The organism is Pseudomonas sp. LB3P25, from assembly GCF_054897985.1.
In genome coordinates this window covers 4,916,741-4,937,502 of the sequence record NZ_CM142711.1, presented here as the reverse complement: position 1 = coordinate 4,937,502, position 20,762 = coordinate 4,916,741, and the positions used below count along the sequence as shown (strand labels likewise).

The window sequence follows — 20,762 nt, the reverse complement described above, 5'->3', positions numbered from 1 at the left end:
GAGTGACAGCATGAGTCAGGATTGGGATGCCGGTCGGCTGGACAGCGACCTCGAAGGCGTAGCGTTCGATACCCTGGCCGTACGCGCCGGTCAGCACCGCACGCCGGAAGGCGAACACGGTGATCCGATGTTCTTCACTTCCAGCTACGTATTCCGTACTGCTGCTGATGCGGCGGCACGCTTTGCCGGTGAAGTGCCGGGCAACGTTTACTCGCGCTACACCAACCCGACCGTGCGCGCGTTCGAAGAGCGCATTGCCGCGCTGGAAAGCGCCGAGCAAGCCGTGGCCACGGCCACCGGCATGGCCGCGATCATGGCGGTGGTGATGAGCCTCTGCAGCGCCGGCGATCACGTACTGGTGTCGCGCAGCGTGTTCGGTTCGACCATCAGCCTGTTCGAGAAGTATTTCAAACGCTTCGGTATCGAAGTCGATTATGTGCCCTTGGCGGACTTGTCCGGCTGGGATGCGGCGATCAAGGCCAACACCAAACTGCTTTTCGTCGAATCGCCGTCCAATCCACTGGCTGAGTTGGTGGACATCGCCGAGCTGTCGAAAATCGCTCACGCCAAAGGCGCGTTGCTGGTGGTCGACAACTGCTTCTGTACCCCTGCGTTGCAGCAGCCGCTGAAGATGGGCGCGGACATCGTCGTGCACTCGGCGACCAAGTTCATCGACGGCCAGGGCCGTTGCATGGGCGGTGTTGTGGCCGGTCGCAGCGAGCAAATGAAAGAAGTCGTCGGTTTCCTGCGCACTGCCGGGCCGACCCTGAGCCCATTCAACGCCTGGATCTTCCTCAAGGGCCTGGAAACCCTGAGCCTGCGCATGAGGGCTCACTGTGCCAATGCCCAGCAACTGGCCGAATGGCTGGAGCAGCAGGAAGGCATCGAGAAAGTCCATTACGCCGGTCTCAAAAGCCATCCGCAGCACGAGTTGGCCCTGCGTCAGCAGAAAGGCTTTGGTGCGGTCGTGAGTTTCGAAGTCAAGGGCGGCAAAGAGGGCGCCTGGCGCTTTATCGATGCGACCCGTCTGATTTCCATCACCGCCAACCTCGGTGACAGCAAAACCACCATCACGCACCCAAGTACCACCTCTCACGGCCGTTTGGCGCCGCAAGAGCGTGAAGCAGCGGGCATTCGTGACAGCCTGATCCGCATTGCGGTCGGTCTGGAAGACGTAGCCGACCTGCAAGCCGATCTGGCGCGCGGGTTGGCTGCTTTGTGATCGAGTTGTCTACACCGTCTGCTGGCACCAATGGCCGCGTTGCACTGGTCACGGGTGCTGCACGCGGCATTGGTCTGGGTATCGCGGCGTGGCTCATCAGCGAAGGCTGGCAGGTGGTACTGACTGATCTTGATCGGGTGCGCGGTTCGAAAGTGGCGAAGGTGCTCGGCGATAACGCCTGGTTCATCGCCATGGACGTCGCGAACGAAGGGCAGGTGGCGTTGGGCGTCGCCGAGGTGCTTGGGCAGTTCGGGCGCCTGGATGCGCTGGTGTGCAACGCGGCGGTTGCCGATCCGCACAACATCACCCTTGAAAGCCTCGATCTGGCCTACTGGAATCGAGTGCTGGCGGTGAACCTCAGCGGCCCGATGCTGTTGGCCAAGCACTGTGCGCCGTACCTGCGCGCTCACAGCGGCGCCATCGTCAATCTGGCCTCGACCCGTGCCGGGCAGTCGGAACCGGACACAGAGGCTTACGCGGCGAGCAAGGGCGGCCTGTTGGCCCTGACTCATGCCTTGGCGATCAGCCTCGGACCGGAAATTCGCGTCAATGCGGTCAGCCCGGGCTGGATCGATGCGCGGGATCCCTCCGCACGTCGTGCCGAACCACTGACCGATGCCGACCATGCCCAGCATCCGGCGGGCAGGGTAGGGACGGTCGAGGACGTGGCGGCGATGGTTGCTTGGCTGTTGTCGAAGAACGCCGGTTTCGTCACGGGCCAGGAGTTCGTGGTCGATGGCGGCATGACCAAGAAGATGATTTACAGCGAGTAATAGGGCAGGGGTGCTGTCTTTAGCATTCAGGTTGAATGTGCCGCCTTCGCGAGCAGGCTCGCTCCCACATTTAGAAAGCATGTTGCCTGACGAAACGCGGTCTACTGTGGGAGCGAGCCTGCTCGCGAAAGCGGTCTGACGGTTTGCGACCTTGGTGTGGAATGCAACGATTTTGTCTTTTTCAGAAAAACTTCAAGCGGGGTATTGACTTAGCTTCGGTACCTGCGTAAATTTCGCGGCCTCGGAGATGCAAACGGGTGATTAGCTCAGCTGGGAGAGCGTCTGCCTTACAAGCAGAATGTCGGCGGTTCGATCCCGTCATCACCCACCACTTCCGAGAGTCTTGCGAAAGCAAGATGGAAGCTTTTAAAAGCCTCCACCGACGCGCAGCGGTAGTTCAGTCGGTTAGAATACCGGCCTGTCACGCCGGGGGTCGCGGGTTCGAGTCCCGTCCGCTGCGCCATATTTTCCGAGTCAGGTTCGCCTGCCTCGAGATTGAAAAGCCTCGAAGCTTTCCAGTCAGACGAGTTACTTGGACGTAAGTCCAAAGCGATACGCAGCGGTAGTTCAGTCGGTTAGAATACCGGCCTGTCACGCCGGGGGTCGCGGGTTCGAGTCCCGTCCGCTGCGCCATATCTGCCTCAAGGCCCACTGAACGCCTTGGAGCTACGAAGTAAGCCGCTGGTAAAGCCAGTGTCTGCTTCGAGTCGATAGCAAAGACCCTGGTCGAAAGACCGGGGTTTTTTGTGTCTGCGATTTGGCTTTTCATGTTTGACCCGTAACCACGGGCATTCGTGTCTGCTGGCCAAATGCGGCCGAGCATCGAATTCTTCCTCTTCTCGACGATTTCCCTCAATAACGCTCAGCCCTGATTAACCGGTGGCTGCGTGGCAGAAACACCTGTCTTTCATTCGCCTGTTCAAATTTTTCCTGGGGGCAAAACGCACAAAGCGCTTGGTTTGAAGTCTCAACACTAATTAGAATGAGTCGCATTTAAAATATTTCTTCGCGCAGGGTTCCTTTAGATGAGTGATGCAGCGATGCCGGCGGCGCAAACCTTCCACGACCTGTACCGCGACCATCGTGGCTGGCTCGAAAGCTGGTTGAGACGACGCATGAGCAATGGCCATGATGCGGCGGACTTGAGCCAGGATACGTTCGTGCGTTTACTCGCCAGCTCCCAGCACATCGCTGACCTGCAAGAACCCCGCGCCTATCTGGCGACAGTCGGCAAACGGCTGCTGACCAACTTCTATAAGCGCCGCAGCCTGGAGCAGGCCTACCTCGACGCCTTGGCGCTGCTGCCCGAGGACTGCGTGCCATCCCCCGAGCAACGTTGGTTGCTGCTGGAAACCCTGCAAGCCCTGGACGAATTGCTCGATGGATTGCCGACCGCGGTGCGACGGGCGTTTCTCTGGAGTCAGTTGGAGGGCTTGGGTTATCACGAGATCGCCGAACGCCTGCAAGTCTCGGAGCGCACGATCAAGCGCTACATGGCGCAAGCCTATGAGCATTGCCTGCTGGTGGATCTGTGATCGGTTCGGCACCTTCGGCACAAGACCGGCAAGTCGTGCGGGCTGCCGCTCAATGGCTGGCACTCATGGAATCAGGCGCCGCCAATGAACGCGATCATGCCAATCTGCAGCACTGGCGTGACAGCCACCCCAGTCATGAACAGGCCTGGCAGAAAGCTCAACTCCTGCGCCAGCGCTTTGCCGACCTGCCATCGGCACTGGCCATGGCCAGCCTGGATCGGCCGCAGACGAGTCGGCGCACGGTGCTCAAACGCGCCATCGGGGCGGTGGCGCTGGTGCCAACCGCTTGGCTGATCAGCCGGCAGCTACCTCTGGATGTCTGGCGCGCCGACCTGCGAACCGCAACCGGGGAGGGCAAAAAAGTCCAGTTGGCCGATGGCAGCTCGCTGCAATTGAATACCGCGAGTGCCGTCGATATCGACCTGAAGAACCGGCGACTGTCACTGGTGGAAGGCGAAATAGCGCTGAATGTGCCCGGGACCTCGCCGCTGACGATCCAGACGCACTTCGGGCAAGTGCTCGTCAGTCAGAGCGAAGTGTGCGTTCGTCAGGGGCAGATGGGTTGCAAGGTGTCAGTGCTTAAAGGCGCGGTGCAGTTGCAGCCTATGCGCGGACCGGTCTTTTCATTGCGCACAGGCCAGCAAGTCAGCCTTCAGGCGATGGGGGCCGGACGCGTCGAACCTTTCGATATGCTTGCCCCAGGCTGGCGGGACGGTGTGCTGATGGCGCAGAACCAGCCCTTGGGCGATTTTCTACGCGAACTCAGCAGCTATCGTCCGGGATTGTTGCGCTGGGAACCGGAGCTCGAATCCCTGCGAGTCACCGGCAGTTTCCGACTGGAAGACACCGATCGCATCCTGACGTTGCTGGCGGCCAGCTTGCCGCTGGAGGTGCATAAGCGAACCCGCTACTGGGTTACGTTACTGCCGCGCAAAAATAGTGTCTGAGGTCTGTCCCCTTTTTTCGCGTCGCTTGTCATTCAAAGCAGGTGAAACGAAATCAGAGAGATTCTCAATGCCCGTAGTGATGCCCTGCAGTACGCGTCTGGGTTCTTCCAGGCTGCGCCCGTTGTTGCACTTGAGTCTGATATTGAGTCTGAGTGCCTGTCCGTTGTTCATCACTGCCGGTTGGGCCGAAGACGCGCCTCGACGCAGTTATCAGGTGCCGGCAGGAAGCCTCAGCGCAGCGCTGACCCGTTTCGCCGGGCTGGCCGGGGTCAATCTGTCAGTGGACCCGGCGCTGGTGGGCAGTCGCACCAGCCCTGGACTTTCCGGCGAGTACGCGGTGGAGGAGGGCTTTACCCGACTGTTGCAGGGTTCCGGTCTGCAACTGCAGCCGGTAGGCGAAGAGGCGTACATCCTGACCCCGGCGCCAGAAGGCGGCAGCCTGCAACTGGGCGCCACCTCGATTGTCGGTGCCACTGACTCGGAACACGGCGATCCGTATGTCGGCGGCCAGGTCGCGCGTCGCGGGTCGCAAGGCTTGCTAGGCTCGAAAGACTTTATGGAAACGCCGTTCAGCATGACCACCTACACCAGTGAGGTGGTCAAAAACCAGCAGGCGCGTACCTTGGGCGACCTGATCGCCAACGATCCCTCGGTTCGCGCCACCAACCCGGCGGGTGGGCGCTATGAGCAGTTCACCATTCGTGGGTTGAGCCTGTTCAACAGTGATGTTTCCTACAACGGTCTCTACGGCGTCCTGCCGACCTATACGATCGACATGGAGATGGCCGACCGCGTCGACGTCCTCAAAGGCCCGAGCCAGCTCATCAACGGCATCTCGCCGCGTGGCAGCGTGGGTGGCGGGATCAACGTGGTGCCCAAGCGCGCGACCGATAAGCCCATCACTTCATTCACCGGCAGCTATGCGTCCGACAGTCAGGTCGGTGGTGCCGTGGATGTCGGCCGGCGCTTCGGTGAAGACAATAAGTTTGGCCTTCGTTTCAACGGCGTGAAGCAGTCCGGCGACACCGAATGGGATCACCAGAATGTCGACCGCGAGATGGCCGTGCTGGGCCTGGATTTTCGCGGTGAACGCCTGCGACTCTCGACGGACATCGGGCGCACCGAGCGTGATACCGACGCACCGCAGGAGCGCGTACAGGTTGGCCCTAACGCGCAGGTTCCGCATGCCAGCGATGTGCGCCATAACTATGCGCAGCCCTGGAGCAAGGCGAGTACCAACGACACGTTCGGCACGGTGAACGCTGAATTCGATGTCAACGATTCCGTCATGTTGTACGGCGGCGTGGGCGCGCGCAAAAGTAACCATGACTTCCTCCGCCATGCGGTTTCGGTCACCAACGACGCCGGCAATTTCAGCGTTCTACCCCGTGACTTCACCCGTGACGAAAATGTCCGGACAGCCACGGCGGGAGTGCGCAACTGGTTCCATACCGGCCCGGTAAGCCATGAAGTCAACCTGGCTGCCAGCTATTACTACATGGACTTTGAAAACGGCGGCGCCCGTTATGCTGCGGCCAACAGCAACATTTATAACCCCGTTGAAACACCAACGCCTGTCAGACCCACTCGACAGGATTCGGAGGTCTATACCGAGAACCGCTCCACCGGCGTGGCGTTGTCCGACACCCTGGGGTTCTTCGATGACCGGCTGCTGCTGACCCTCGGCGCCCGCTGGCAGCGCGTGAAGGTTGACGACTGGACCGATAACGTCAGAGGCGACACCGCCTACGACGAGGAAAAGGTTTCGCCGTCGGGCGGCATCCTGTTCAAGGCCACTGACAAGCTGTCGCTGTATGCCAACTACATGGAAGGCCTGAGCCAGGGCAAGATCGCGCCGTCGACCTCGGTGAACGAAGACGAGATCTTCCCGCCGTTCATCAGCCGCCAGGTCGAAGTCGGCGCCAAGTATGACGCCGGTGCGTTCGCCGTCACCGCCGCCGTGTTCCGGATCAAGCAGCCAGCCTACGAGACCAACGCCACGACACGTGTCTTCGGCCCGAACGGCAAGCGTGAGAACACCGGTGTGGAACTGAGTGTGTTCGGTGAACCGCTCGATGGTTTCCGCCTGCTCGGTGGTGTCATGTACATCGACAGCGAGCTGAGCAACACCACCAATGGCACCTTCGACGGCAACCGGGCGCCGGCCACGCCGAAATACAACGTCAACCTGGGCGCCGAGTGGAACGTGCCGACCGTGCAGGGCCTGACCTTGACCAGCCGCGGCATCTATTCCAGCTCGCAGTATCTGGACCAGTCCAACAACAAGGAAATCGACTCCTGGGAGCGTTTCGACGTGGGCGCACGTTACGCCTTCAAGGTCGAGGAAAAGAACATCACCCTGCGTGCCAATGTCGAGAACGTGGCGGACAAGCGCTACTGGAGTTCGGCCGGGGCCTCGGATGACAGCGAGCCTGGCTTGACGCTGTCGACCCCGCGCACCTACCTCCTTTCGGCGACCGTTGACTTCTGATCCACCCGTGTCATGCGCCCCAGGGATCGGGGCGCCATCGTTGGACCATGACCTGTTTCATATAGTGGAAGGACATATGCACCCCATCAGTTAGTGAACATTCAAGACACTTGCGTATAAGTCGCTATCTGTCGGTAGCCTATACCGAAGTTGTCAGTTGCATTAAAAGATCATGGCTAGATCATGGCACTTCCGGAGTTTATACCAGGTTCATTAACTTGGTTTTTTGCGTGTCTGATTATTTTTAAAATAGTTCAAATCGCTATATGTAAATTTCCAAATCGGTTGTAAGAATTAGTTGCAACAACTTGTTAATGAGAATAAGTTGCATATCGAATTTAACGAGGGTGAAACGATGTTGAATGATGGCGTATTGCACTCTAATCCTTTGCAAAAAACCAATGCCGACTATTTGTCTCGACAAAGCAAGTTCGAATCTAATGTCCGCAGTTATCCACGCAAGTTGCCGCTGGCCATCGCCAAGGCGCACGGGGTCTGGGTCACCGACGTCGAGGGCAATACTTACCTCGATTGCCTGGCCGGCGCCGGCACTTTGGCTTTGGGGCACAATCACCCGGCCATCATGGCCAGCCTCGACAGTTTCCTCGCCTCAGGCCTGCCGATGCACACCCTGGACCTGACCACTGCGGTCAAGGACGCCTTCAGCGAAACGCTGCTCAGCCTGCTGCCGAACCAGGGCCGTGATTACTGCCTGCAATTTTGCGGGCCGTCCGGGGCGGATGCGGTGGAGGCCGCGCTGAAACTGGCCAAAACCTACACCGGGCGCAACAACATCATCAGTTTCTCCGGGGCCTACCATGGCATGACCCATGGCGCCCTGGCCCTGACCGGCAACATCGCGCCGAAAAATGCCATCGCCAGCCTGATGCCCGGGGTGCAGTTCATGCCGTACCCCCACGCATACCGTTGCCCGCTGGGCATTGGCGGTGAGGCCGGGGTCGAGGCCTTGACCCACTATTTCACCCAGTTCATCGAAGACGTCGAAAGCGGCGTGTCACTGCCGGCGGCGGTGATCCTTGAAGCGTTGCAGGGTGAGGGCGGGGTCAACTGTGCCCCGGCGAGCTGGCTGCGGGCGATCCGCGAGGTGACGCGCAAGCACGGCATCCTGCTGATCCTCGACGAAGTGCAGACCGGTTTCGCCCGCACCGGCAAGATGTTTGCCTTCGAACACGCCGACATCGAGCCGGACCTGATCGTCATGTCCAAAGCAGTCGGTGGCGGTTTGCCCATGGCGGTGCTGGGCATCCGTCGTGAATTCGACGCCTGGGAGCCCGGCAACCACGCCGGCACTTTCCGCGGCAACCAGATGGCCATGGCCGCCGGGCTGGCCACGTTGCAGGTGCTGCAACAGCAAAACCTCGCCGCCCAGGCCGAGCGACGAGGCCAGTGGCTCAAGGACCGACTGGTCGAGTTGCAGGCGCATTATCCGGCCCTTGGGCAGGTGCGCGGTCGCGGCCTGATGCTGGGCATCGAGATCGTCGACGAGCGCCAGCCGGCTGATCGTCACGGGCATTTCCCGATGGACCCGGCGTTGGCCGTGGCCATTCAGCAACAGTGCTTCAAACAAGGCCTGTTGCTTGAACGTGGCGGGCGTAAGGGCAATGTCATCCGCTTGTTGCCGCCATTGATTATCGATGATGAACAATGCCAGCAAGTGATCCAGCGTTTTGATAACGCGATGGCGGCGGCGTTATTGCAGTTGCGCCCTTGAGCGAGTCAATCGAAGTTGCGTTAACACTCCGCCGAGTTGCAGTTTGATGGGGTTGGCGCCGGTAACTTTTATAGTTGTCTGATTGTTTAAAAGGTTTAGCGATGTGATGTCGTTACGTGGGGTTCTGTCGGCTGTTAAATCGGTCGTACAGCAACTAATTTTTCCGCGAGACAACGTATTCAGTGACCTGATGGGCTACTGTGGAGCACCCATGAATCATCCAGATCGTAGTGTTTTATCGAAGATGGTCAGTGAATTGGCGACGACGCGCGCGTTGCTTAATTGTTTGATCAAAGAGTTCGCCTTGCCGGAAAACTGCCTTCGTTACAGTTGGCCGACGCAGATGCAAGGTATCGCCCCGGGCAGTTACCTCGAGGGTCTGGAATGGAAGGGCATTCCCCTGACCATCAACCTGCCCAACCAGCAGCAGTTCTTTGTGATGGTGGACCGTCGTGATGGTCTGGGCAGTCACCGTTACCTGTCGGACGTCTATGCCCGACGGGGCGAGGGCGACTGGTCGTGCCTGAGGTTTGCCCAGTTCGTCGAGCAGTTGCTCGCGGCTTGCGAATACATGACCCGCGCCAGCAACGACGAGTTGCTGGATCAGGTGTTGCAAAGCCAGTTACTGACCGCGGCCATCGTCGGCCACAACATGGACGGCCAGCACCCGGCACCGCTCAGCGGTTACCTCGCCAGCGAGCAGGGCTTGTGGTTCGGTCATCCGAACCACCCGGCACCCAAGGCGCGTCTGTGGCCAGCTCATCTGGCCCAGGAAACCTACGCCCCGGAATTCCAGGCCCGCACGCCGTTGCACCTGTTCGAGGTGCCGCTGGAAGGATTGAGCGTCGGGGCCAACGGCCTGAGCAAAGCCCAAGTGCTGGCTGGTTTTGCCGATCAAGCGCAGGCGCGGCCAGGCCACGCCGTTATCTGCATGCACCCGGTTCAGGCGCAGTTGTTCATGCAGGACGGTCGTGTGCAGCGTCTGCTGAAATCCACGGCCATCGTCGATCTTGGCGCCACAGGGCTGATGGCCAACCCCACTGCGTCCATCCGAACCTGGTACATCGAGGGCCATGAGTTTTTCATCAAGGGCTCGCTGAACGTGCGCATCACCAACTGTGTCAGGAAAAACGCCTGGTACGAACTGGAAAGCGCACTGATGATCGACCGAGTCTTTCGTAACCTCCAACTGACCCGGCCTGAAACCCTTGGCGGGCTCTCGGTGGTGGCCGAGCCGGGCAATCTGAGCTGGGCGCCGCAACAGGCCAGCGAAGCCGATAACCACTGGTTCCGTGAACAGACCGGGGCGATCCTGCGGGAAAACTTCTGCCTCGACACCGGCACCGACTGCAGCATCATGGCCGGTACGTTGTTCGCTCGTGGCCTGCATTTACCGCCGTTGGTGCATGAGTTCCTGAGTCGGTTCAACGGCAATGACATCGACGATCAACAGCTGCTGAGCTGGTTCGACGACTATCAGGCGCTGCTGCTACGGCCGGTGCTGGCGCTGTTCTTCAATCACGGCATCGTGATGGAACCGCACTTGCAGAACAGCGTGCTGGTGCATGACAACGGTCGTCCACAGCGCTTGCTGCTGCGGGATTTCGAAGGGGTCAAACTGACCGACGAACTGGGGGCCTCCCGGATCGACGCAGACGTTCATCCACGGGTGCGTGAGTCGCTGCTCTATTCCCGCCAGCAAGGCTGGAATCGCATCGTCTATTGCCTGTTCGTCAACAACTTGTCCGAGGCTGTGCTGGCCCTGAGCTGGGAGCGTCCGCACCTGGCGCCGCTGATGTGGCAACGGGTGGAGCAGCAATTGATCAGCATCCGCGCCGAATTGACCCGCGCTGCGCCGGAGTTGGACGCACTGATCTCCGGTGAACCGATTGCCTGCAAAACCAACCTGAAAGTCCGTCTGGCAGCCAAGGCTGATCGCCAAGCCAGCTACGTCAGTCTGGTGTCCCCGTGGGGCAAGGAGGCCAAACATGGATAAGCTGCCCGCCGCAGTATTGGCCGCTATCGACGAAGCCCGCACGCAACACGAAGATCCGTTGGCGCTGTTCATCTATGACCTGGACGCGCTGAAACAGCACGTGACGCAGGTGATGGCGGCACTCCCCAAAGGTGTAGAGCTTTACTACGCGATCAAAGCCAACAGCGAACCGCAAATCCTGGCCGCCGTCGCGCCGTTGGTGCACGGGTTCGAGATTTCCTCCGGCGGCGAGATCGATCGTCTCCAGGCCTGCCCGACGCGCAAGCCGTTCATCTTCTCCGGCCCCGGCAAACTGGACTCCGATCTGCGTTCGGCGCTGCAACATCAGGTCGAAGCGATTCACATCGAAAGCCTGAATGAAATCGTCCGATTGCAGCGGCTGGCACTGGAAGCGGGACGCGTGCAAGACGTATTGCTGCGGATCAACCCCGAACTGCCTTCGCCGCTCTCCAGCAAACTGGCGATGGCCGGCACAGCCACACCGTTCGGGATTGATGAGTCGGAACTGGCTCAGGCGGTCAGTTGGGTCGATAACGCCAGCCACCTGCGGCTCAAGGGTTTCCATGTGCATGCGATGTCCCATCAGTCGCGGGTGGAGCGACATGAACAATTACTCGATCTGTACCTGCAGCGCTGGCCGCAATGGAAAGCGTTGTCGGCCGATCCCGCGGCGATCACCCACCTCAATGTGGGCGGTGGCATCGGGGTCAATTACCTCGGGCCGCAACAATTCGACTGGCAGCGCTTGTGTACGCATTTGGGCCAGTCCCTGGCAACGTGTGCCGATGCGCCGATCGTGCGTTTCGAGCCCGGTCGTTTCATCAGCGCCTTCTGCGGCTACTACGCCATTGAGGTGCTGGACAAGAAAACCAGTCACGGCAAGCACTTCCTGGTCTGTCGCGGCGGCACCCATCAGTTCCGTTTGCCGGTTGCTCAGGGACATGATCACCCGGTCGTTCATCTGCCCCGGCATCACGTAACGTCAGCGGCGACAAAACAGGACTGGACCGTCGTGGGGCAGCTCTGTACGCCCAAGGATGTGCTGAGCCGCGATTGCCCGCTGACGGGCGTCGAAGTCGGCGACATGCTGGTTCTGCCGCTGGCGGGGGCCTATGGCTACAACATCTCCCACGCTGACTTCCTCTGTCACCCGCGACCGCCGCAGGTGTTTGTGCAACAGGCCGGAGTCGCCCCGTGAGATTGACGTTTGCCGTGCCGCGCTGGCTGGTGGTGGTTAACGTGCTGTTGGGCACGCTGACGGTCAGCCTGAACAACAGCTCCCTCAACCCGGCGTTGCCGGCGTTAATGGAGGCCTTTCAGATCGGTCCGCTGTTGGCCACCTGGATTGTGGCGGCGTTCATGGTGAGCATGGGCATGACCATGCCCCTCACCAGTTTTCTCAGCCAGCGGGTGGGGCGCAAATCCCTCTATTTGTGGGGCGTGGCGTTGTTTGTCTGCGGTTCGTTGCTCGGGGCGTTGGCCAACTCCATCGCGCTGGTGATTGCCGCGCGCGTGGTGCAAGGCATCGCCAGCGGGCTGATGATTCCGCTATCGCTGGCGATCATTTTTTCGGTGTACGCCAAGGGCGAGCGGGGCAGGGTCACCGGCCTGTGGGGCGCGGCGGTCATGCTGGCGCCGGCATTGGGGCCCTTGTGCGGGAGCCTGATGCTGGAGTGGTTCAGTTGGCGCTCGCTGTTCCTGATGAATGTGCCGATTGGCCTGCTGGCGCTGATCCTGGGTGTCGGTGTGCTTCCGGCCTCTGAAGCGTCAGAGCGTAAACCTTTCGACCTGGCGGGTTACCTGCTGATTGCGACGGGCATCGGCCTGCTGATGATCGCCGTTGGCCGTCTGCGTCATGCCCAGGCCCTGACCGACCCTTTCAACCTCGGTCTGTTGCTGGCGGCCATCCTGTGCCTGGTCGCGTTTGTACGATTGGAACTGAACCGGGCCGCGCCGTTGCTCAACCTGCGCATCTTTGCCCTGCGTGGTTATCGCTTGAGCGTGATCATCGCCGTGGTGCAGTCGGTCGGCATGTTCGAATGCCTGGTGCTGCTGCCGCTGCTGGTGCAAGTGGTGATGGGCTACAGCGCTATCTGGACCGGTCTGTCGCTGCTGTGCACGGCAATGTTCGCCAGCCTGTTCGGGCATCTCGGCGGCAAGTGGCTGGACCGGCACGGCCCGCGCGGCGTAGTGCTCTGGGGGTTGCTGCTGACCGGGGGCGCCACGTTGGGATTGGGCCTGCTGGGGGCTGGCGCTTCAATCGGTGTGGTGTTTTTTCTGATGATGGTCCGCGGTGCCGGGCTGGGCCTGTCCTATATCCCCATCACCACCGCCGGGCTCGATGCACTGCCTGAACCGATGGTCACCCAGGGCGCGGCGATGAACAACATTTCCCGTCGTCTCGTCTCGTCACTGGCCATCGTGATTGCCTCGCTCTGGCTGGAGTTTCGCCTGGCCGCCGAGACGGGCGGCGGGGTTGTTTCGGTGGCGACCCCGGGGGCGATCAGCGAGGTCTTCATGGCCACCGGCATCCTCATCCTGCTGGCATTGCCCTGTGCCTGGCGTTTTCCAGTTCCCGCATCCGACGAGCCGGCCGAGGCATTGCCCTCAGCCCTCGAACACCGTTAATTCTTTCACCGACAAGGTTATGACTATGGCGACTTCTTCACAGGCAACACATCAGGCTGCGGATTCAGCGCCAGGCGTCTGGCTGACGACGGCCGATCCCCGCCACTATCAGCAAGTGGAGCAGCGCGTGGTGGGCCAACTGCTGCAAACGCTGCTGTATGAAAACGTCCTGCCGTATCGCCATTCGCCCCTCGATGACGGCCAGTACCGTTTTGTTGTCAGCGGCTTCGATGCGCAGCAACAACCGGTGGAGTACCACTGCAGCGGATTGCTCAGCGCCAGCTTCGAGCTGATCCGCCTCGACTATGCCAGTCTCGAACGCGTAGATGCGTTGGGCGCACGCAGCCGGCCGCACCTTCATCAAGCATTGGCAGAGCTGCTGAACGAACTTCAGGACAGCCCGCACCTGCCACGCTTCACCCATGAGCTTGAACAAACGATGCTCAAGGATCTGCAATCGCGCAGTCAGGGCTATCAAGCGGTCAAACCGCCGTATCAGCTGGATGTCGATGCGCTGGAACAGCACTTCATGGACGCCCACAGCTATCACCCTTGCTACAAATCGCGTATCGGTTTCTCGCTCAAGGACAACGCCCGTTACGGGCCGGAATTTGCCGCGCCCATCGCCATTGTCTGGCTGGCCGTGGCCAAATCCTGCGGGGCGATGAACAACTCGCAGCACCTGGATTACGACGGATTTATCCAGCAGGAATTCGGACTTCAACGCTGGCAGCAACTGGCTGAGAGCCTCACCGACCAAGGCAAGGCGATGGGCGATTACTGGCTGATGCCGGTGCACCCATGGCAGTGGGAAAACGTCATCGTTCCCGTGTTCTACCCAGAACTGGTCAGCGGTGAAGTGATCTATCTGGGCACCACGGATGATCGCTATCAGGCGCAGCAGTCGATCCGCACCCTGGCCAACGTCACTGAGAAAAAGCGGCCTTACGTCAAGCTCGCGCTGAGCATGACCAATACCTCCAGCACCCGAATTCTGGCCCGGCATACGGTGATGAACGGCCCGATCATCACCGACTGGTTACAGCAGCTGATCGGCAGCGACAGCACTGCCCGTGACCTTGGCTTTGTGATTCTCGGCGAAGTGGTCGGCGTCAGTTTTGACTACGATCACCTGCCCGCCACGCGGATGTCCCAGGCCTACGGCACGATGGGCACCTTGTGGCGCGAGAGCATTCACCAGTACCTGCAAGACGACGAACAGGCGGTGCCGTTCAATGGTTTGAGTTCCGTGGATAATCGCTACGGATCGGGTGAGCAGACCCCGTTCATCGATGCGTGGATTGCTCAGCACGGATTGCACGCCTGGACCCGTCAACTGTTGCAGGTCGCGGTGTCGCCGATCATTCACATGCTGTACGCCGAAGGCATCGGCATGGAGTCTCATGGTCAGAACATCGTCCTGATCGTGAAGCAGGGTTGGCCGCAACGTATTGCCCTGAAAGACTTCCATGACGGCGTGCGCTATTCGCCGCAGCACCTGGGGCGCCCCGAACTGTGCCCGACCCTGGTGCCGCTGCCCGCCAGCCACGCCAAGCTCAACCGCAACTCATTCATCCTCACCGACGACCTGGATGCGGTCCGGGATTTTTCCTGTGATTCGTTCTTTTTCATCGCTCTGGCCGAGATGGCTATCTTCCTGCATCAGCACTACCAACTGGAGGACGCCGGTTTCTGGCAGATGACTGCCGAGGTCATCACCGCTTACCAGGCCGACCATCCGCAACACCGCCCACGTTATGCAGCGTTTGATGTCTTCGCGCCTTTCTATGAAGTGGAGGAGCTGACCAAGCGCCGTCTGCTGGGCGACGGCGAACGTCGATTCAAATCGGTGCCGAATCCGCTGCACGCCTTCCGGCCGCAATCATGCTGAGGACCAATCTGCTCAAGCAGAAGCTCAGAACAGGTGAGCCGGTCTACGGCCTGATCAGCTCGATTCCGTCGCCAGCGGCCGTCGAACTGATTGCCGAGGCCGGTTTCGATTTTGTGATCATCGATATGGAACACGTGCTGATCAACCCCGAGACCGTGGAGAACATGATCCGCACCGCCGAGAGCTACGCGCTGACCCCGCTGGTGCGGGTGGCGGACCTCAACCCGAAAACCCTGCTGCGCCTGCTCGATGGCGGCGCCCAGGGCATTGTCTTGCCGATGATCGAAGGCCCCGAACCCTTGGCCGAGAGCATTCGAGCCTGCAAATACCACCCGCAGGGCACCCGCAGCCTGAATGCCGGTCGCCCCGGTGCGTTTGGCAAACACAGCCTGGCGGAGTACGTCGCGCTGGCCAACGAGCAAATCATGGTCGTGGCGATGATCGAGAGTGCCGAAGGTGTGAGGCGGGCGGCAGAGATTGCCGCGGTGCCTGGCCTGGACATGATTCTGGAAGGGGCTGCCGACTTGTCGCAATCGATGGGCATGCCCTGGCAGATCGACCGGCCCGAGGTGCAGCAAGCGCTGCTCGCCAGTTGGCAAGCGGCGAGTGCCGCGGGCGTGCCGTACTGCGCGATTCCACGCCAGCCGGGCGACCATGAACGGTGGTTGGCTCGGGGCGTTAAAAGTTTTGTTTTGGGTGACGAGCGTGGCATCGCTTTTCGTGCCCTCCAGGCCAGATTGGCCGCCACTTCAGAAGAAGGAAAATAATCGGATGAACTTCACCGCAATGGCCGCCGACAAGGTGATGCAGGATCTGGTCGATTGTTTGCTGGCCGAACATTTTTTCGGTACCGAGCCGCTGAATCTGGTGACGCCCTCGTCATCGGCTGATCAGCCGTTTACGAGCTTGAGCGCCGGGCAGCGGATTTGGGAATGGCCCAACGATCCCCAGCATTGCATCGTCATTGCCCTGCGTCCCGGTATTACCCAGCAATGGGAGAAAGTACCGGGCACACCGGTATGGGCGCGACAGAATGACCAGCTGACCGTGCTGTCCCCCGAGGCCTTCACGACCCAGGTGTTGGCAGGGATGACCGATCGCTACCCGGACAATGAAAAAGGCTTCGCCCTGTTTATGGATGTGCTGCGCACCAGCGTCCGGCAAACCGAGTTGTCCCTGGCCCATCGGGTCGACAGCGAACGCTTGCTGGAAAAAGACAACGCAGACTTCTTCCTGACCATGGAACAGTGGGCTTCGCTGCGTGATCGTCCCTACCACCCGCTGGCCAAAGCCAAGCAGGGTTTGAGCGAAACCGAATATCAGCAGTATCAGGCGGAATTTGCCCGTCCGGTGGCGCTCAATTGGGTCGCGGTCGACCGCACGTTGCTGCAGTGCGGCGACGGCGTTACGGACCTGGCGCAGAGTTATCCCGCCCACTACCTGTTGCCGCCGCTGTTGCAGGCCAACTTGCAACAAGAGCTGCAGCAACGGGGCATTGCCCAGAGCCACATCGCGCTGCCGGTGCACCCGTGGCAGTTCGAACACGTGCTGGAGGCGCAACTCGGCGACGCGTTCGCCAAGGGTGACTGCCATCGACTGGACTTCACCGACGGTGATTTCTTCGCCACCTCGTCGTTGCGCTCGATGACGCCGTGCTTTAACAGTGCCGATTACCTCAAGTTGCCGATGGCGATTTATTCCCTGGGTGCCTCGCGTTACCTGCCCGCGGTGAAGATGATCAATGGCGGCCTGAGTGAGGCGCTGCTGCGCCAGGCACTGAGCAAGGATCAAACCCTGCAACAGTCCCTGCACCTGTGCGATGAAACCAAGTGGTGGGCGTTCATGCCGCCGGACGCGACGCTGTTCGACGAAGCGCCGCGTCACCTGTCGGCCATGGTTCGCGGCTATCCGCCCGCGCTGCTGGAAGATCCAGACTGTCGACTGGTGCCCATGGCGGCATTGGGCACACCGCTGCCGGGTAGCAATCAGCACTTTTTCGATGACTGGATGGGCTACCGCCAACTGCCGGCCAACGCCGCGTCGGTGATGACGCTGTTCCGCGAGTTGTGCCACAGCTTTTTCGAGATCAACCTGCGGATGTTCCGCATCGGCATGCTGGGGGAAATTCACGGGCAGAACGCGGTGCTGGTGTGGAAGGCCGGTTACGCCCAAGGCCTGCTGTTGCGTGATCATGATTCATTGCGCATCTTCGTGCCGTGGCTGGAACGCAACGGCCTGGCCGACCCGGCTTACCGGTTGAAGAAGGGGCACGCCAACACGCTGTACCACGAGCGCCCTGAAGACCTGCTGTTCTGGTTGCAGACCCTGGGCATTCAGGTCAACTTCCGCGCCATCATCGATACGCTGGCTGAGGTCTACGCATTGCCGGCGACCGGGTTGTGGACGGCGATGGGCGAAGTGCTCAACGAGTTGATCGACACCATCGAGTTTGATGCCGAGGCGCGGGTCATGATCAAGCACCAGCTGTTCGAGTCGCCGCACTGGCCGCAGAAACTGCTGCTCACTCCGATGATCGAGCGCGCGGGTGGCCCTGGCAGCATGCCATTTGGCAAAGGGCAGGTGGTCAATCCGTTTCACAGGCTCGATCGTGAAGCCTGAGCCGCGATGTCATCCCTCCAGGCGCACGCTGTTGCGCCTGTCTCTGGGGGCGCTCGCCCTCAGGTTGTCCGCGCCGGCGTGGGCCGCGGCCGGCGCCGCGCCGTTGCGGGTGATCACCCTGTTTCAGGGCGCCACCGACTGCGCCGTGGTGTTGGGCGTGACCCCGTGTGGCGTGGTTGATTCCTGGAGCGAAAAACCGACCTATCGCTATTTGCGCGAAGCACTGGGCGGTGTGCCCCATGTCGGGCTGGAGACCCAACCCAGCCTTGAAGACATCGCGCTGCTCAAGCCGGACTTGATCGTTGCCTCGCGCTTTCGCCATGAACGCATTGCACCCTTGCTCAGGCAGATCGCCCCGGTGCTGATGCTGGAGGAAGTGTTTGAATTCAAAAAGACCCTGGCGCTGATGGGTGCGGCATTACACCAGCAACAGAGGGCCGACGAGATTCTGAGCCGATGGCAGCAGCGCGTGGCACAGCTGTGCGAGCAACTGCAGCAGACATTTGCCGGACGCTGGCCACCCACGGTGTCGATTCTGGATATCCGCGAAGACCACATCCGCAGTTACCTGCCGGCCAGTTTCCCGGGCTCCGTGCTCAGCGAACTGGGATTCAACTGGAGTGACAGCAGCCGGGAGGCGAGCGGGGTATCGATCAAACTCACCAGCAAGGAAAGCCTTGCCGTGGTGAATGCCGACATCTTTTTTGTCTTCCTGCGCGCGCAGAACGCGGCGGTGCAGCGCAACTACGAGAGTCTGGTGCAACACCCGTTGTGGAAGCAGATGCGTGCGCCGCAGCAAGGACAGGTGTGGCAGGTCGATGGCGTCGCCTGGAGTCTGTCGGGCGGCATGTTGGGAGCGAACCTGATGCTCGACGACGTTGCCCGCGTGGCCGCCGCGCAGGTGGCCTCATGAGCCCGGGAGCAAAGCTGTGCAGCGCGGGTGCCGTGTTGCTGCTGTGCTGCGTGTTGAGCCTGGCGGTCGGTGCCACCTGGATTCCAGTGCCACAGATTGCCGCGGCGTTTGTCCATCCCGACCCGCTGAGTGTCAGTCATGTGCTGGTGACCACCACGCGTCTGTCGCGCACCCTGATGGCGATTTCCGTAGGCGCCAGCCTGGCGGTCGCGGGTGCCCTGATGCAGGCACTGACGCGCAATCCATTGGCATCACCTGGGTTGTTCGGGATCAATGCCGGTGCGACCTTTTTTATCATCCTGTTTTCCTCGATCTTTTCGCTGTCATCCCCGGATGCCTGGCTATGGTCGGCGTTCATTGGCGCTGCCGTAGCGGGTTGTCTGGTGTGGCTGATCGGCAACATGGGGCAAGGCAGTCTCAGTCCGCTGCGCATTGTGCTGGCGGGGGCGGCGATCGCCGCGTTGTTCTCCGCCTTCAGCCAGGCGCTGCTGGTGGTGAATCAGGATGGCCTGGACACGGTGCTGTTCTGGATGGCCGGTTCGTTGACCGAACGCAACCTGTCGACCGCTGCACCCTTGTTGCTGTGTGGCGTGCTCGGGTTGTCGGGGGCGCTGTTGCTGGCCGGGCAGGTCAACGTGCTGAACGCCGGGGAAGAGATTGCTACGGGGCTGGGGCAGCGGACCGGCCTGATCCGGCTGCTGATGAGCGTGCTGGTGATCTGTCTCGCGGGCAGCGCGGTGGCGTTGGCCGGCAGCATTGGATTTATCGGCTTACTGGTGCCACACATGGTGCGCAAAGGGTTGTCCATCGACCATCGCTGGTTGCTGCCCGGTTGTGCGCTGCTCGGCGCGATTCTCCTGCTGTTGGCGGATACGCTGTCGCGGGTATTGATCTTGCCTCAGGAGGTGCCGGTGGGGGTGATGACGGCGCTGTTCGGCGCGCCGTTTTTCATCCTGCTGGCCCGGCGTGGAGGTCGTTATGGATAGGGTGGTGACCTGGCGCCGGGGCGGGTATTCCCGGCGGGTCAACCTTTCCACGTGGTTGCGGTTGGCGGCGGCCCTGGTGCTGACGGTGCTGGTGATGCTCGGCTCGTTATCGCTGGGGAAAGTCATTCTCTCGCCCCTCGAGGTGATGCGAATCCTGTTTTCCAGCCAGGACGCCAGCCTGACATTAATCGTCGAGCAACTGCGTTTTCCACGCATTGTGCTGGCGGCACTGGTGGGCGCTGCGTTGTCGGTATCCGGGCTGATCCTGCAAAGCATCATCCGCAACCCGCTGGCATCGCCGGACCTGCTCGGCATCACCAGCGGTGCCAGTGCCGCCGCCGTGCTTTACCTGTCGTTCTTGTCCGCGACGCTGGGCCAACAGTTTCTGCCCCTGGCCGCAATGCTCGGTGCGGCTTTGGCAACATTGGCTATTTATCTGCTGGCCTGGAAGCAGGGGACCTCACCGCTGCGGCTGGTGCTGATCGGCGTGGGCGTCTCGGCGATGTTGACGGCCACGACCACCTTCATTCTGGTTTTCAGTCCGCTGACCACCACTCTGTCGGCCTATGTCTGGCTGACCGGCAGCGTGTACGGCGCCAGTTGGCCCGAACCGCTGGCGCTGGCGGGCTGGTTGTTGGGCATTTGTCCGCTGCTGGTGCTGCTGGCCCGTCAGGTGATGGTGCAACAGTTGGATGACAACCTGGCCCAGGGCATCGGCGTGCGCGTGCAATGGCTGCGGGCCGGTTTGTTGCTGGTCAGTGTGGCGTTGGCCGGTGCGGCCATTGCCTGGGGTGGGGCGATAGCGTTTGTCGGGCTGATTGCGCCGCACATTGCCAAGCGTCTGGTGGCTCCTGGTTTTGGTGGTCAGGCGGTAATGGCCGCGCTGGTCGGGGCGAACCTTGTGGTGCTGGCCGACCTGGCCGGGCGCACGCTGTTTTTGCCGCTGGATTTGCCCGCCGGCATTTTTGTCGCCGTGCTGGGCACGCCCTTTTTTCTCTATTTATTGATTAAACAGCGTCATTAAGGAAT

General features: G+C 60.8%; 15 protein-coding genes and 3 tRNA genes. All 18 read left to right on the top strand.

Features of this window, described 5'->3' with window-relative positions; translation table 11 throughout:
* The first annotated feature begins 10 nt into the window (after positions 1-10).
* The 18 genes from ACYZTW_RS22670 to ACYZTW_RS22585 all read left to right on the top strand — a co-directional run bounded on the left by ACYZTW_RS22670 (position 11) and on the right by ACYZTW_RS22585 (position 20,757).
* Positions 11-1,222, top strand: a complete 1,212-nt coding sequence (locus ACYZTW_RS22670; protein WP_462001887.1) for an O-succinylhomoserine sulfhydrylase — start codon at positions 11-13, stop codon at positions 1,220-1,222.
* Positions 1,219-1,995 carry an SDR family oxidoreductase gene (locus ACYZTW_RS22665; protein WP_462001886.1) on the top strand — a complete coding sequence of 259 codons (777 nt, stop codon included), beginning with the start codon at positions 1,219-1,221 and terminating at the stop codon, positions 1,993-1,995. The genes ACYZTW_RS22670 and ACYZTW_RS22665 overlap by 4 nt, the downstream gene beginning before the upstream one ends.
* A 255-nt stretch (positions 1,996-2,250) precedes the next feature.
* Positions 2,251-2,326, top strand: a tRNA-Val gene (locus ACYZTW_RS22660).
* A gap of 55 nt (positions 2,327-2,381) precedes the next feature.
* Positions 2,382-2,458 (top strand) — tRNA-Asp (locus tag ACYZTW_RS22655).
* Positions 2,459-2,551: 93 nt separating this feature from the next.
* Positions 2,552-2,628 (top strand) — tRNA-Asp (locus tag ACYZTW_RS22650).
* 392 nt (positions 2,629-3,020) lie between these two features.
* The gene (locus tag ACYZTW_RS22645; RefSeq protein ID WP_134421312.1) at positions 3,021-3,530 is read left to right on the top strand and encodes a sigma-70 family RNA polymerase sigma factor; all 510 of its coding nucleotides are present in this window, start codon (positions 3,021-3,023) and stop codon (positions 3,528-3,530) included.
* Positions 3,527-4,477, top strand: a complete 951-nt coding sequence (locus ACYZTW_RS22640) for a FecR domain-containing protein (protein WP_462001885.1) — start codon at positions 3,527-3,529, stop codon at positions 4,475-4,477. The genes ACYZTW_RS22645 and ACYZTW_RS22640 overlap by 4 nt, the downstream gene beginning before the upstream one ends.
* Before the next feature lie 67 nt (positions 4,478-4,544).
* Positions 4,545-6,968 (top strand): TonB-dependent siderophore receptor, encoded by a 2,424-nt coding sequence (locus tag ACYZTW_RS22635; protein ID WP_462001884.1) that lies wholly within the window; start codon positions 4,545-4,547, stop codon positions 6,966-6,968.
* 355 nt (positions 6,969-7,323) lie between these two features.
* Positions 7,324-8,700: a diaminobutyrate--2-oxoglutarate transaminase gene (locus tag ACYZTW_RS22630; protein ID WP_462005823.1), complete on the top strand. Its 1,377-nt coding sequence runs from the start codon at positions 7,324-7,326 to the stop codon at positions 8,698-8,700.
* Positions 8,701-8,911: 211 nt separating this feature from the next.
* Positions 8,912-10,696, top strand: coding sequence for an IucA/IucC family protein (locus ACYZTW_RS22625; protein ID WP_462001883.1), 1,785 nt, complete (start codon positions 8,912-8,914; stop codon positions 10,694-10,696).
* Positions 10,689-11,894, top strand: coding sequence for a type III PLP-dependent enzyme (locus tag ACYZTW_RS22620; RefSeq protein ID WP_462001882.1), 1,206 nt, complete (start codon positions 10,689-10,691; stop codon positions 11,892-11,894). Before ACYZTW_RS22625 ends, ACYZTW_RS22620 begins: the two co-directional genes overlap by 8 nt.
* 2 nt (positions 11,895-11,896) lie before the next feature.
* A complete protein-coding gene (locus ACYZTW_RS22615; RefSeq protein WP_462005822.1) occupies positions 11,897-13,324 on the top strand; it encodes a DHA2 family efflux MFS transporter permease subunit in 1,428 nt (475 codons plus the stop codon).
* Positions 13,325-13,343: 19 nt separating this feature from the next.
* Positions 13,344-15,215 carry an IucA/IucC family protein gene (locus ACYZTW_RS22610; protein ID WP_462001881.1) on the top strand — a complete coding sequence of 624 codons (1,872 nt, stop codon included), beginning with the start codon at positions 13,344-13,346 and terminating at the stop codon, positions 15,213-15,215.
* Positions 15,209-15,982 (top strand): HpcH/HpaI aldolase family protein, encoded by a 774-nt coding sequence (locus ACYZTW_RS22605; RefSeq protein ID WP_462001880.1) that lies wholly within the window; start codon positions 15,209-15,211, stop codon positions 15,980-15,982. Before ACYZTW_RS22610 ends, ACYZTW_RS22605 begins: the two co-directional genes overlap by 7 nt.
* Positions 15,983-15,986: 4 nt before the next feature.
* The gene (locus ACYZTW_RS22600) at positions 15,987-17,834 is read left to right on the top strand and encodes an IucA/IucC family protein (protein WP_462001879.1); all 1,848 of its coding nucleotides are present in this window, start codon (positions 15,987-15,989) and stop codon (positions 17,832-17,834) included.
* Positions 17,824-18,747: an ABC transporter substrate-binding protein gene (locus ACYZTW_RS22595; protein WP_462001878.1), complete on the top strand. Its 924-nt coding sequence runs from the start codon at positions 17,824-17,826 to the stop codon at positions 18,745-18,747. Before ACYZTW_RS22600 ends, ACYZTW_RS22595 begins: the two co-directional genes overlap by 11 nt.
* Entirely contained in the window at positions 18,744-19,733 is a 990-nt protein-coding gene (locus ACYZTW_RS22590) for a FecCD family ABC transporter permease (RefSeq protein WP_462001877.1), read from the top strand. Before ACYZTW_RS22595 ends, ACYZTW_RS22590 begins: the two co-directional genes overlap by 4 nt.
* The gene (locus tag ACYZTW_RS22585) at positions 19,726-20,757 is read left to right on the top strand and encodes a FecCD family ABC transporter permease (protein ID WP_462001876.1); all 1,032 of its coding nucleotides are present in this window, start codon (positions 19,726-19,728) and stop codon (positions 20,755-20,757) included. Before ACYZTW_RS22590 ends, ACYZTW_RS22585 begins: the two co-directional genes overlap by 8 nt.
* Positions 20,758-20,762 lie beyond the last annotated feature (5 nt).